A 15,359-nucleotide genomic window follows, 5' to 3' on the forward strand; every position below is an offset into this window, starting at 1 on the left:
CATGTGAGGTTATTTGGTTGTCTGAACAGGTAATTGCAGGTGTCCGGTACGGACGAAGTATTCCAGAATCCGGCGGAATACGGCTGCGTCGATGTCAGGCACCGTAATGGAAGCCTGTTTGAGCATTCTTGCTGTTTTGCGGCCGGAGAAGACGACGCTTCCTTGGCCTGGCTGGGAATCGGCGAAAAGGTCGCCCAGCGGTGCTGCTGCGTTGTCGCCTTGGTGCTTGGCGTTCTCTTGCAGAGCTTCGACCCACTTGGTCATCGATACCCGTTCGATGGTGAAGCCCATCTCTTCGATCGCGGTGATCAAATCCTCGTACTCTACTGCGTTTGGATTGAGCAAGTGGAAGTTTTGGTTGAGGGCTTCTTTTCTCATGGAGAGATTGACGATAGCCCGGCTGGTGTAATCGACAGGCATCATCTCCAGATCACCGAGAGCCTCAGGAGCCAGCTTCATATCGATGCAGCCTTTGGCGATTCGCATGATCAAATCGTCTGTTTGGCATGCGCCTGATTCGGTGTCGCCGGTGATTCGGCCACAACGGTAGATCGATGCTGGAATGCCGCGCTGGCGGGCCAGCTCGACGACATGCTCGGCTACCCATTTGCTCTCGGTATAACCCGTTGTGAGCGTCTTGCTGTTCTCCGGCATGTCGCCTTCGTGGACAGCAATGGTCTCTCCCTCTTCCGAGTTGACGAACGTATAGATCGTCGAGACGAAGTGCACCGGCTTGATTTTGGTGCGGGTAGCGAGGCGCAGGATCTCTTCTGTACCCAGGACATTCGGTTTTTTCAGTGCCGCGTATGGGTAGATGAAGTTGACCAAGGCGCCGTTATGGTAGATCACGTCGATCGTGCTTGCAAGCTGGTCGAATGCTTCGCCTGACAAACCGAGGAACGGTTGGGCCAGATCCCCGATGATTGGCACGATGCGGTGTGCCACGCTCTCATCCCACAGCTCGTACAGCTCCAGCGTCTGACGGATACGCTGTTCGCCTTGCTCGGTGGATGCAGCACGGACGAGGCAGTAGATATCGGCATCGGTCTGTTTCAACAGATCACGCAGCAGGAATGCACCCAAGAATCCGGTCGCCCCTGTCAAAAGAGCCGCGTCAAACGTACCTGGGTCTCCCTCATACGGCTGTTCGAGCTGGATAGCTGGATCGAGCTTGACTTCCTCTTCAAGTCCCTTCTTCGCGGTGTTCTCAGAGACTGCGTCGAGACCGTATTGGAGGATGTCTTCGATTTTTTGTGCCATGCCGGCAATCGTTGGTGTTTCGAAAAGAATCCGCAGCGGCACTTCTACCTGTACTTCTTCCCGCACTTTGAAGATCAACTGGGTCGCGAGCATCGAGTGGCCGCCGACTTCGAAGAAATTCTCATGAACGCCGATTCTCTCCACCCCAAGCAGGCTAGACCAATGCGCGTGCAGCATGAGCTCGGTCGGTGTCTGTGGTGCGACATACTCGACCGTGCTGCGGACATGCTCTGCATCCGGTTTTGGCAGGGCTTTGCGGTCTACTTTGCCGTTCGGTGTCATCGGCAGAGCGTCTAGCTTCATGAAGTGAGACGGGATCATGTAGCTTGGCAGACGGTCTGCGAGGAAACGATTCAGCTCGGATGCTGCGAACTCTGCTTCCGGCTGGCAGATCAGGTAAGCGACGAGGCGCTTGTCTCCCGGCTGGTCTTCGCGGGCCAGTACGATCGCTTCTTTCACATCTGGATGTTGTCTGATCGTTGCTTCGATCTCACCCAGCTCGATGCGGTAGCCGCGTACTTTTACCTGATAATCGTTGCGGCCCATGTACTGAAGCTCGCCATTCGGCAGGTAGCGGGCCAAGTCGCCTGTCTTGTACATGCGTGAGCCTGGTGCACCGTAAGGATTTGGTACAAAACGCTCTGCCGTCAGATCAGGACGTCTCCAGTAGCCACGCGCCAGACCGTCACCTGCGATGCACAACTCACCGATCACTCCTGCCGGTTGCAGATTGTGGGTAGTGTCGACCACAAAGACTTGTGTATTGGCAATCGGTCTGCCGATGGACACATCCTCTGTCGTGACTTCCTTCATGGTGGACCAGATGGTGGTCTCAGTTGGGCCGTACATGTTGAAGATGCGGGCGTTGCTTGCTTTGCGCAAGCCTGCGAGCACGGTCTCTGTGAGGGCTTCCCCCCCCACCAGAATGTCGCTGAGATTCATCAGGCAAGAGGAGAGCTCCTCGTTTTGCAGGATGAGCTGGTAGCGGGATGGTGTGGTTTGCATCATTTTGACGTCGTGCGCGATGATCACTTCTTTTAAGAGCTGTGGATCGTTCTGCTCGTCTTCGGTCGCAAGTACGACACATTGACCTTGGGTGAGCGGCAACAGGCTCTCCAGTACGAAGATGTCAAAAGAGATCGTGGTGACAGACAGGATGTTTTTGTCCGGTGCAAAATCAATCACTTCGGTCATCGCCGTGATGAAGTTGGTCAGGGAACCGTGTTCGAGCATGACCCCTTTTGGCTTGCCTGTGGAACCAGAGGTATAGATCACGTAGGCGAGATTGTCTGCTGTCGCAGTCTTCGGCGGATTCTCGGTGCTTGCCTGTGCGATCATGCTCCAGTCGGAGTCGAGGCAGATCACTTGGGCGGTATGCTCTGGCAGATGTGAAACCAGATGATCCTGTGTCAACAGAAGCGTGACTTGGGAGTCTTCGATGATGTGAGCGATCCGGTCTTGCGGGAAGGCCGGGTCAATCGGCACATAGGCAGCACCTGCTTTGAGAATACCGAGGAGTCCGACGAACATCTCGATGGAACGCTCGGTGGAGAGTCCGACCAGTACCTCTGGACCTGCACCGCGTGCGATCAGGGTATGGGCCAGTTGGTTGGCGCGGGCGTTCAGCTCAGCGTAGGTGATGGACGTATGGTTGACCACAAGTGCTTTATGGTCTGGTGTAGCAGCAGCCTGTGCGCTGAATTGTTCGTAGACGGATGCCTCACGAGTGTAAGGTTTGTCGGTCTGGTTGTACTCGTTGCGCAGGCTTGCGATTTCGTCTGCTTCCATCAGCGGCACGGTGTTGATCGGCTGATCGGCGCGGATCAGCACCTGCTCCAGGAAGGTGTTGAAATGCTTCGCCATCCGCTCGATGGTGGCTTTCTCGAAGAGCGCTGTGTTGTACTCGAAGGTAGCGAGTAATCCGGCATCCGATTCGACCATGGTGAGGGTCAGATCGAACTTGGACATCACTGGGCCTTCGCTTGCCTCCAGTGGAGCGATCACCAGATCGGACTGGTCCTCGGCCTGCATCGGTACGTTCTGCAGGATGAACATCACTTGGAACAGCGGTGAGTAGCTCATGCTTCTTTCGAGGTGCAGCTCATCGACCAGCTTTTCAAATGGGAGATCCTGATGTGCATACGCTCCGAGTGCGGTCTCGCGAGTGCGGGCAAGCAGCTCGGTGAATGTCGGTTGACCGGAAAGATCCGTACGCATCACCAGCGTGTTAATGAAGCAACCGATTAATCCCTCTGTCTCCTGCTTGTTGCGTCCGGCAATCGGGCTGCCGACGAGGATATCTTCCTGTCCGCTGTAGCGGTGCAGCAAGCCTTGGAAAGCGGCGAGCAAGGTCATGAACAGCGTAGAGCCTTGTCTGCGGCTAAGCTCACGCAATTGCTCCTGTAACTCTGTGGAGAAAATGGTGGTGAACTTGTCCCCGTCATAGGTCTGCACGGCTGGGCGCGGACGGTCTGTCGGGAGCTGGAGCAGTGGTTCACTGTCATGCAGTTTTTGTTTCCAGTAGTTCATTTGGTTGTCAAGGATCTCGCCCTGCAGCCAGTCACGTTGCCATACCGCATAGTCGGCGTATTGGATCGGCAATGCTGGCAGCTGTGGTGTCTCATCGGCACGGTAGGCTTGGTAGGCGGTCATCAGTTCGTTGATCAGAATACCGAGTGACCATGCATCCGCGACGATATGGTGGAGGGTCAACAGGAAGACATATTCCTGATCCCCGGTTTGGATCAATTGGGCGCGCAGCAGGTAATCCTGTGTGATCACGAACGGCTTGGCAGCTTCTTCTGCGGCCAGTCGCTGTACCTCTGCTTCCTTCTCATCGGCAGGCAGGTTACGCAGGTCGATCAGCTTCATGCTCCACGCTGATGCGTCGCGGATCACTTGGATTGGCTGACCATCGGCGACGGTGAAGCTGGTACGCAAGGTTTCGTGGCGTTGCATAATCGTATGCAGGCTCTGCTCCCATGCCCGGATATCGAGGTCTCCTGTCATGCGCAATGCATTCGGGATGTTGTAGAGCGTACTGCCATCCATGAATTGCTCGAAGAACCAGAGACGTTGTTGGGCAAACGAAAGCGGTAGGGCCTGATCGCGGGATGCCGGTTGGATCGGTCCACCTGTAAGACCTTGGCCTTGGAGGAGCAATGCAATCTGATCACTCAGCGCAGCTACAGTCGGATACTCAAACAGGGTGCGGAGCTGCAGGTCTACTTGGAATGCTTCACGCATGCGGGATACGGCTTGTGTCGCCAGCAGAGAGTGTCCGCCAAGCGCAAAGAAGTTGTCATGAATTCCCACCTGCTCCACGGATAAGACTTGGGACCAGATCGCAGCAACCATCTCTTCTGTCGGATTGCGCGGAGCGACGTACTCGACTCCTGACAATTGTCCCCAATCCGGTGATGGCAGGGCGCGGCGGTCTACTTTGCCGTTCGGTGTGATCGGCAGGCTGTCCATCCAGACGATGGCAGTCGGGATCATGTATTCCGGCATTTTGGTCTTGAGCCAGCTGGTCAGCTCGGCGGTATCTGCCTCTGTGCCTTCCTCGGAGGTTACATAGGCGACCAGTCGCTTGTCTCCTTGGAGATCACGGGTGATGACGACCGCTTCCCGTACGGCTGGGTATTGTCGGATGACCTCTTCGATCTCGCCAAGCTCGATGCGGAAGCCGCGGATTTTGACTTGTTGGTCGATTCGGCCGATGAACTCGATGTTGCCATCTGGCAGGTAACGCACCAAGTCCCCTGTTTTATACAGACGAGCTTCTGAACCTTCGGCAAATGGATTTGGTACGAAGCGCTCCTCTGTCAGATCTGGACGGTTGAGATAGCCTCGCGCCAGCCCGTCTCCCCCGATGTACAGCTCGCCTGGAACGCCGACTGGAACCGGGTTCATTTCTTTGTCGAGGATGTAGACGGTCGTATTTTTGATCGGGCGGCCAATCGGTAAGGAGAGCATCTGCTCTGGCAGCTCGGTCACTGCATAGCAGCAGGCAAAAGTGGTGCTCTCGGTTGGGCCGTAGCCGTTGACGACTTGCAGACCTTCGAGTGTCATCGCTTTGCGGACATGTGGGACAGAGACGACGTCCCCACCTGCAAGCAGGTAGCGTACGCTTCGCAGAGCGTTCAGATGATTGTCTACCATGACCGTGAACAGAGCGGCGGTGAGCCACAGAATCGTGACTTGATTGGATTCGATCGCCTCTCCCAGCTCAGCCAGTGATGGCAGGTGCGGCGGCATCATGACCAGCTTGGCACCGTTGAGCAGGCTGCCCCAGATCTCGAACGTCGCCGCGTCAAACGACACGGTGGATGCTTGCAGGAAGACATCCTGTTCGGTGATGGTCACGAAGTCATTTTCCTTGACCAGTCGGACGATCCCGCGATGGATGGTGCAGACGCCTTTTGGTGTGCCGGTGGAGCCGGAGGTGTAGATGACGTATGCCATGTGTTCGGCAGTCATCTCGACAGACGGAGCTTCCGTGGACTCCTCTGCGATCTGTGCCCAGTCGCGGTCGAGGCAGACGTGGGTAGATGACGTATTCGGCAGCTTTTCGATCAGATGCTCTTGTGTCAACAGAATCGACAGGTTCGCATCCTCCATCATGAACACGAGGCGTTCTTGCGGATAAGACGGATCTAATGGAACATAGGCCCCGCCTGCTTTGAGAATACCGAGCAGTCCGACGATCAGCTCGACAGAACGCTCTGCGCAGATCCCGACCATCGTGTCCGGCCCGACTCCCTGTTTGCGCAGGTAATGGGCGACTTGGTTGGCGCGTTGATCCAGTTCTGCATAGGTCAGCGACGTATCGCCAGCCACTACCGCAGTATGTGTCGGGAATTCGACTGCCGTACGCTGGAACAGCTCGTGAACAGTCAGCTCGCGTGGATATGGTACCGTGGTCTGATTCCAGTCGACGACCAGCTGCTCACGCTCAGCTTCGGAGATGAAGCTCAAGGTGGCGAGAGTCTGTTCTGGATGTTCTACCATTCCCTTCAGAATCAGGGCCAGCTGTTCGAGTACCCGTGTGATGGCGGCTGGTTCAAAACGGCTGGTATCGTAGATCAGTTTGAGAATCAGCTCTTTGCCCGGTCCTGCGACCAGTGTGAGCGGATAGTTGGTCTGCTCGACCGCATCCACAGTAGCAATCTCCAAGGAAAGACCTGTGCTGGAACCGGCATCTGCTTCACTCATCGCATTCACCGGATAGTTCTCAAACACCATGAGGCTCTCAAACAGCGGTGTGCCGTGCGACATCTCGCTCCACTTCTGAATCTCTACCAATGGAGTGAATTCATACTGGCGGATGGCGATCTGTTTTTGCTGGATGGATTGCAGCCAGTGCAGGATCGTCTCTTCCCGGTTGAGCACAATGCGGGATGGGGTCGTGTTGATAAAGAGACCGACCATCGATTCGACGCCTTGCAGATCAGCCGGACGTCCCGAACCCGTCACCCCGAACATGATATCTTCGAGTCCGCTGTAGCGTCCGAGCAGGATCGCCCATGCCCCTTGCACCATCGTATTGAGTGTGAGTTGGTGTTGGCGGGTGAACTGCTGCATGTTGTCGGTGATGTCTTCGGCTACATATTGGACTTGCTCTTCGTATGCTTTGGCCTGCCAGGTCGCGGTTCCCACTTTGCCCATATCAAGCGGTGTCGGTGTGTGGAAGCCTTGCAGATGCTCGCGCCAGAAGCGTTCGGCCTCTTGCATGTCTTGTTGCTGCAGCCAAGCGATATAGTTGGCAAATGGCTGTGGACTTGCGTCTGCCACCTCTTGTCCGGCGGCAATCGCCATGTAGGAGGAGAACCAATCGTTTAATACCAGTGGAATACTCCAGCCATCGAGCAGGATGTGGTGCATACTCCAGACAAAACGGTACGCGTCTTCACTTACACGGAACAGCACCCAGCGCATGAGTGGAGCTTGTGCGATATCAAAGTTGCGTTGACGGTCTGCTTCCATATAGGCTTCAAACTCAGCTTGTTGCTCATCAGCAGTAAGATGACGCCAGTCGTGTTGCTCGGCAGCCACTTTTACCTGCTTGCGTACCACCTGATGCGGCTGTTCCAGACCTTCCCAGATGAAGTACGTGCGCAGGATCGAGTAGCGGTCCACTACCTTTTGCCAAGCTTGCTCCATTACGTGGACATCGAGATTCTTGAAGGTAACGGCGAATTGTACGACGTAATCGCCGCCTTCTTTGGCATATAACGTATGGAAAAGCATCCCTTGCTGCAACGGTGAGAGGGTATAGACGTTCTCAATGGTGCGGTCTGCGCCGATGTACTGATCGATATGCTTCTGCTCCAGCTTCGCCAGCGGGAAGTCGGATGGCGTGTAGCTGCCGGCTTCTTCTGACGTGCAATGAGCGATAATCTGACGCAATGCCTCCATGTAGAATTGAGCGACGGCTTGGATCGTGCTCTCTCTATGAATCTCTTCATTAAATCGCCAGGTCATATGCAGCTGTTCGCCACTGATAATGCCGTTGACATCAATCAGGTGGTAGCGCAGTGCCTCTTCACTCATCGTCGCACCGCTCGATTCCGCAGCACCGCCGAAGAGTGAATCGCCTCCTACCATCGAGTCGACTTGACCCAGATAGTTGAAGCTGATCTGCGGGCGCAGACCGGAGAGCTTCTCGCGGGTCTCTTCATCTTGGCTGAGGTAACGGAGGATGCCGTATCCGACCCCTTTGTTCGGAATGCTGCGCAGCTCTTCCTTGGTGGTCATCAGGGCTTTGCCGACGGAGTAGGACTCGTCCCACTGGAGGTGTACCGGATACATGCTGGTGAACCAGCCGACTGTGCGGGACAGATCTACCGTCTCTACTAGTTCCTCACGTCCGTGGCCTTCGAGATGGACAAACGTGGAGCGGGAATTGGTCCAGCGTGACAGGGCCATCGCCAGTGCGGTCAGCAGCACGTCATTGATCTGGGTACGGTAGGCTTGCGGTACGGTTTGGAGCAGGTTTTTGGTGTCTTCGGTGTCAAGCGATAGCGTGAACGACTTGGCCGTTGCTTCCTTATTCTCACCGATGGCTTGATAGTCTACTGGCAATGGAGCGGCTTGGACGGCTGTCCGGTTGAGCCAGTAGGCTTTTTCCTGTGCCACCGCTTCTGAATTGGCGTAGTTCGTCAGCTCAAGTGCCCATTGTTTGTAGGAAGTAGATTTGGCTGGTGTCTGTACGTCCTGCCCTTTGGCGATCTGCTCATAGAAGTTCTGTACATCTTCCATCAAGATGCGCCAGGAAACACCGTCTACTGCTAAGTGATGAACGACGATCTGGAATCGGCCTGGCTGGTCTGCTCCCAGATTGTAGTAGACAAAACGGGCGAGGTCGCCTTCTGTGATGTTCAATGTCGTCTGGACGTGTGCTGCGATCTCTTCCACACGGCTGGATTGCTCGGATGCCGCTACCTCAGACAGGTCTTCCACGATAAATGGTACGTTGTCCGTAAGTCCGCCAAGCTCTTGTGTCCAACCCGCTTCGGTCTGGGTAAAACGCAGGCGCAGGGCATCATGCTGAGCCATGACGTGCTGGACGGCTTTTTCCATCGCGGTAGTGTCGATCTGCGGCGGTACGGAAAGCAGTACGGATTGGTTCCAGTGATTGCGGTTTTCCAGTGGCAGACCGAAGAACCATTGTTGGATCGGCAAAAGTGGTGCCTCCCCTGTCACGACTCCCTGTTCGGCGTGAACCGCTGCCTTCACCCCTACGACGAGGGCAAGCTCAGCGATGGTCTGATGCTCAAACAGCTGTTTTGGTGACAGACGCAGACCCGCTTGGTTGGCACGCGCGACGATCTGAATGCTCAGAATCGAGTCACCGCCGAGGGCAAAGAAGTTGTCGTGGATGCCGACGTTCTCGACATTGAGCACGCCTTGCCAGATCTCAGCCAGCTTCTTCTCCATCTCGGTAGCTGGAGCGACGAACTCACCTTCCAGTTCAGCCCGATTGTATTCCGGTACTGGAAGTGCTTTGCGGTCGACTTTTCCGTTCGGGGTCAGTGGCAGCTGTTCCATCACGACAAAAGCGGATGGGATCATGTAATCCGGCAGCTTGGCTTTGAGGTACATGCGCAGCTCGCCGGTCTGGATCTCTGTGCCCGCTTCGCTGACCAGATAAGCAGCTAAGCGCTTGTCGCCTGGTGTATCTTGGCGGACCATCACGATCGCTTCTTGGATGGCTGGATGCTCGTAGAGAGCCGCTTCGATCTCACCCAGCTCGATGCGGAAGCCACGGATTTTGACTTGCTGGTCGATCCGGCCGATGAACTCGATGGTGCCGTCTGGTAGATAGCGCACCGAGTCGCCTGTTTTGTAGAGGCGGGCTTCTGGATCATCACTGAACGGATTCGCTACAAAACGCTCCGCGGTCAGCTCTGGATTGTTCAGATAGCCTAAGGCCAGACCGTCTCCCCCGATATACAGTTCACCCGGCACGCCAAGCGGCACTGGCTTCATGTGTTTGTCGAGGATATATACGGTGGTGTTCTGGATTGGTCGGCCAATCGGCAGGGATGAGACCTGCTCAGGCAAGCTGTCAAATGGATAGCAGCACGCAAAAGTCGTCGTCTCGGTCGGACCGTAGCCGTTGATGAGTCGCAAGCCTTCTAGTGTCAGCGCCTTGCGTACATGCGGTACGGAGACGACATCCCCGCCTACCAGCAGTTGGCGTACGCCACGCAGGTATTCGAGTCGGTGATCTACCATGAGCGTGAACAGACCTGCTGTCAGCCACATGGTCGTGACCTGATGCTTCTGGATCGCCTCTCCCAGCTCATCGAGGGATGGCAGGTGCGGTGGCATCAAGACCAGCTTCGCCCCGTTCAACAGGCTACCCCAGATCTCAAACGTAGCCGCGTCAAACGATACCGTAGAGGCTTGCAGGAATACGTCTTCCTCTGTGATCGTCACGTAGTTGGTCGCGGTGATCAGACGGATAATCGCACGGTGCGGGGTGAGTACCCCTTTTGGCGTACCTGTCGAACCGGATGTGTAGATCACATAAGCAAGCTGATCGGCTGTGCTCTCGGCTTGTGGAGCTTGTTCGCTCTCTTGGGCGATCAGACTCCAGTCACTATCTAAGCTGATGATGGTACGTTCACCGGCAGGCAGCTTTTCGATCAAATGCTGTTGGCTCAATAGGATTGACACCTGTGCGTCTTCCATCATGTAGGAGAGACGGTCTTGCGGATAAGCAGGATCAAGCGGTACATATGCTGCCCCTGCTTTGAGAATCCCGATCAGTCCGACGATCATCTCCAGAGAGCGCTCTGCGCAGATCCCCACGAGTGAGCCTGCTTGCACACCTTGCTTTTGCAGGTAGTTCGCCACTTGGTTGGCACGGCGGTCCAGTTCAGCGTACGTGAGTGACTCATCACCTGTGATTACCGCAAGACGGTCGGCGTACAGTGCTTGGGTCTCATGGAACAGCTGGTGAACCGTCTTCTCACGCGGATAGGAGACAGCGGTCTGGTTCCAGTCGTTCGTGACCAGCTTTTGCTCCGCTTCGTCCAATAACGGGATGCCCGAGATCGACATTGCCGGATTCTCTGTGACGGCTGTAAGCATGTGTTGGAAATGTCCGATCATGCGGCGGATCGTGCTCTCATCGAACAAGGCCGTGTTGTACTCAAATGTCGCCACCAGACCGTTCGGCGCTTCTGCCATCGTGAGAGTCAGGTCGAACTTGGTCATCACCTGGTTCTCGCCAGACTCAAACGGCAATACCTGCAAGTCGGTCAGCGCTTGCCCTTCCATCGGGATATTCTGGAGGACGAACATCACTTGGAACAGCGGGGAATAGCTCAGGCTGCGTTCCAGCTCCAGCTCATCGACTAATTTTTCAAAAGGCAAATCCTGATGCGTATAGGCTCCGAGCGCGGTCTCTCGCACGCGGCCCAGCAGTTCTTTAAACGTCGGGTCTTGCGAAAGATCGGTACGCATCACAAGCGTATTAATGAAGAAACCGATCAAACCTTCTGTCTCTTGGCGGTTCCGTCCCGCTACCGGGCTGCCCACCACGATATCTTCCTGACCAGTATAGCGGTGCATCAGGGCTTGGAAGGCCGCGAGCAAGGTCATGAAAAGGGTAGCACCCTCCCGCTTGCTCAGCGCGAGCAGACGGTTTTTCAACTCTTCTGTGAACATCTCGTGCAGCACGGCACCCTCATAGGTCTGTACGGCTGGACGCGGACGGTCGGTTGGCAGTTGGAGCAGTGGCTCGCTGCCTTGGAGTTTATTTTTCCAGTAGGAGAGCTGTTGTTCCAGAACCTCGCCTTGGAGCCATTCGCGCTGCCATACTGCGAAGTCGGCGTATTGGATCGGCATGTCTGGGAGGGTCGGCTGCTCGCCTTTGCTAAAGCCCTGGTAGTACGTAACCAGCTCGCTTGTCAGAACACCCAGCGACCATCCGTCTGCTACGATGTGGTGCATGTTGAGCAGGAAGACGTATTCCTGCTCCTCCACTTGGATCAGGGAGGCGCGCATCAATGGCCCGTGGGTGAGATCGAATGGCTTGGTCGCGTCTTCCATCGCGAGGCGCTGTACCTCTGCTTCTTTTTCGGTGGCTTCCATGCCGCGTACATCGATAAAAGTAAGCTTCCAGTCGATCTCTGGATGCAGGACTTGTACGGCTTGACCATCCAGATCGGTAAAGGTCGTGCGCAGGCTTTCGTGGCGGTTGATGATCGCTTGGCAGCTCTGTTCCCACGCTTGGACGTTGAGATCGCCTTTGATCCGCATCGCGCTTGGAATGTTGTAGAGTGCGCTGTCTGGCATCAGGCGGTCGAAGAACCAGAGACGCTGCTGGGCAAATGAGAGCGGCAACGGCTTGCTGCGGTCTGCTGTCTCGATGTTGCCCGCTCCGACTCCTGCTTCGTTCTCAAGCAAGGTGGTGACGTATGCACTCATACCGACAACCGTGGAGTGGTCGAACAGCGCACGAAGCGGGATCTCTACGCCGAATGCTTCCCGCAGACGGGAGTTGGTCTGGGTCGCCAGCAGAGAGTGTCCGCCCAGTTCAAAAAAGTCGTCGTAGATGCTGACCTGCTCAACTGACAGAACCTGGGAGTAGATGTTGGCGACGATCTCTTCGGTCGGATTGCGCGGGGCGACATACTCTTTGCCCGCTCCTGTCTGACCCCAGTCTGGTGCCGGCAGGGCACGGCGGTCTACTTTCCCGTTCACTGTCAGCGGAATCGCGTCGAGCCACATAAACCCGCTCGGTATCATGTAAGATGGCAGGGTCTGCTTGAGCCAGTCGGTCAACTCGTCGATGGCTGGGGCTTGCTCGCTTGCCGTAGTCATGTAAGCGGCAAGTCGTTTGTCCCCTGCTCTGTCTTCGCGGGCGATCACAACCGCATCTTTTACCCCTGGATGCAGGCGGAGTGTGGCTTCGATCTCGCCCAGCTCAATGCGGTAACCGCGGACTTTGACCTGATCATCGATCCGTCCGACGAATTCAAGGTTGCCATCCGTCAGGTAACGGACGAGGTCACCTGTGCGGTACAGGCGCTCACCCTCCGCGCCGAATGGATTGGCGATGAAGCGTTCGGCGGTCAGCTCTGGACGGTTCCAGTAGCCACGCGCCAAGCCTACGCCGCCGATATACAGCTCACCCGGTACGCCGACCGGAACTGGCTGGAGGTGCTCGTCTAACACATAGACCTTGGCATTTTGGATCGGGCGTCCGATCGGCGGGGTCTGTGTGCTGTCTGTGCATCGCGCCAGTGTGGTAGTGACGGTCGCTTCTGTCGGGCCGTAGCAGTTGAAGAAAGCACGGTCTTGGGCATAGCGCTCGATCAATTCACGGCTTGGGGCTTCCCCACCGACGATCAGGGTGCGCAGATCAGGGAACTCTTCGAACGGCAAAGCAGCCAGTACGGAGGATGCCATGGAGACGGTGGTGACACGACGCTCACGCAGGATTCGGTTCAGTTCAGGACCCGGCAGGAGAGCATCGCGGTCTTCCATCAGCAGGGTTGCACCTGAGAGCAGTGCCATCGTGATCTCAGAGACCGATACGTCGAAGCTGAACGAGGTGAATTGCAGCACACGGCTGTCAGCGTTCACATCAAAAGCTTGGATCAGCGACTGGGCCATGTTGACCGCGCTGTGATGCTCGATCATAACGCCTTTTGGCTGACCCGTGGAACCGGATGTGTAGATCACATAGGCCAGATGACGGGAGGTGACACCGCTGTCAGGCGTGCTGGACGGCTCCTCTGTGAAGGATTCGCTGTCGAGGCAGATCACTTTTGCTTCTGTAGCTGGTAATATCGGCAACAGGGCGGATTGGGTCAACACCAGCTTGGCTTGGGTATCCTCCAGCATGTAGGCGATACGTTCCTGCGGATGGGCCGGGTCGATTGGGACATAGGCCGCGCCCGCTTTCATCACACCAAGGATACCGACGATCATCTCGATGGAGCGCTCTGTGCAGATCCCGATGAGCTGATCCGAACCAGCACCGTTCTTTTGCAGGTGGTGGGCCAATTGATTGGCTCGAAGGTTCAGCTCTGCATATGTAACAGACTGATCGCCGTGTTCGACCGCAATCGCATCTGGTGTCTCTTGGGCCTGTGTCTCAAACCACTCATGGATGCAACGCTCATGCGGATAATCTGCTTCGGTCTGATTCCACTCGATCAACAGCTGATCGCGTTCGTTCTGGCTGGTCATGGAGAGCTGACTCAGACGTTGGGTCGGTTCTTTGGCGATGCTTTGCAGCAAGTTGCCGAGATGCTTCAAGACTCGTTGGATGCCCTCCCTTTCGTAGTGGGTCTGATCGTATTTGATTTTGAGCACCACTTGATTGCTGGAGGCTGCGACGAGTGTGAGCGGATAGTTGGTCTGCTCTTCGCTCTCTACTTCCAGAATGGAGAGTCCTGTGTCATCTTTGGCCGCAGATTTCTGGATCGGATAGTTCTCGAAGACGAGGATGCTTTCAAAAAGAGACATCCCGCGGGCCACATCGCTCCAGCCTTGGATTTCGACGAGTGGGGTGAATTCATACTGGCGCGACTCGTTTTGCTGTTGTTGAATCGCTTTTAACCAAGTGGTCACAGGTTGTTCAGGGTCGATCTGGATGCGTACCGGCAAGGTATTAATAAACAGACCGATCATCGTCTCGACACCTGGCAGGTCAGCCGGACGCCCGGAGACGGTGGCCCCGAACACGATGTCGTCTTTGCCGCTGTAACGGTTCAAAAGCAATGCCCATGCCCCTTGGACGATGGTATTGACGGTCAGACGGTTCTGGCGTGCCAGTGTCTGCAGTTTCTTGGAGACGGACTCGTCCAGCTCCAGATCAAGTTCGACGTATTGCTTTTCTACTTGATTCTTATTTTTATAGCTTCTCTCAAAAACAAGCGGGGTCGGTTCATAAAACCCTTTTAGTTTTTGGCGCCAGTGTTCTTCGGCGTTCGCTAGATTTTGCTTTTTCAGCCACACGATATAGTCGCGGTAGGCACGTACGGGTGGTAATTGGACAGGCTTGCCGCTTCGGATCATATCATAGGTGCCAAATACTTCACCGAATACCAGCGGCATACTCCAGCCATCTAACAAGACGTGATGGCAGGTCCACATGAATTGACAGACGTCTTTATCAAGCAAAAACAGATTCAGGCGGATCAGCGGTGCCTCTTCGATGTTGAAGCCGCGCTTCCGATCCTCCATGCGGTACTCATGCAGAAAAGCTTCTTGCTCCTCTGTGCTCAGGTGTGTCAGGTCTTGGACGTTGACGCGGGCCTTGACCTCTTTGAGGACGACTTGCACATATTCTTTTACTTTTCCCCCGATAAATCGGGTACGGAAAATGGCGTGGCGGTCAATGACACTCTGCCATGCTTGTTCAAATGCAGGGATGTCCAGCGCGCCTTGCAGCTTCAGGTTCAATTGAACGATATAAGCCCCGGATTCCGGATCTAGCAAACTATGAAAAATGAGCCCCTGTTGCAGCGGAGTCACTGGATAATAGGTTTCGATGTTGTTCATGAATTATCTCCACTTCCTAATCGGATAAGGATGGTTCCAGGAAGGCGCCTTGCGTTATCCATGACGCCTTC

1 protein-coding gene is annotated in these 15,359 nt (G+C 55.5%); it reads right to left on the reverse strand.

From position 1 onward, the window contains the following. Positions 1-9 precede the first annotated feature (9 nt). Positions 10-15,288 (reverse strand): non-ribosomal peptide synthetase, encoded by a 15,279-nt coding sequence (locus tag FGI41_RS02890; protein ID WP_139488457.1) that lies wholly within the window; start codon positions 15,286-15,288, stop codon positions 10-12. Positions 15,289-15,359 lie beyond the last annotated feature (71 nt).

Origin of the sequence: Brevibacillus dissolubilis (assembly GCF_006170445.1) — a bacterium.
GTDB lineage: Bacteria > Bacillota > Bacilli > Brevibacillales > Brevibacillaceae > Brevibacillus_B > Brevibacillus_B dissolubilis.

Bases quoted from the DNA above. Each gene is read 5' to 3' on its own strand.
- FGI41_RS02890 (WP_139488457.1), bottom strand. From the start codon at position 15,288: ATGAACAACATCGAAACCTATTATCCAGTGACTCCGCTGCAACAGGGG.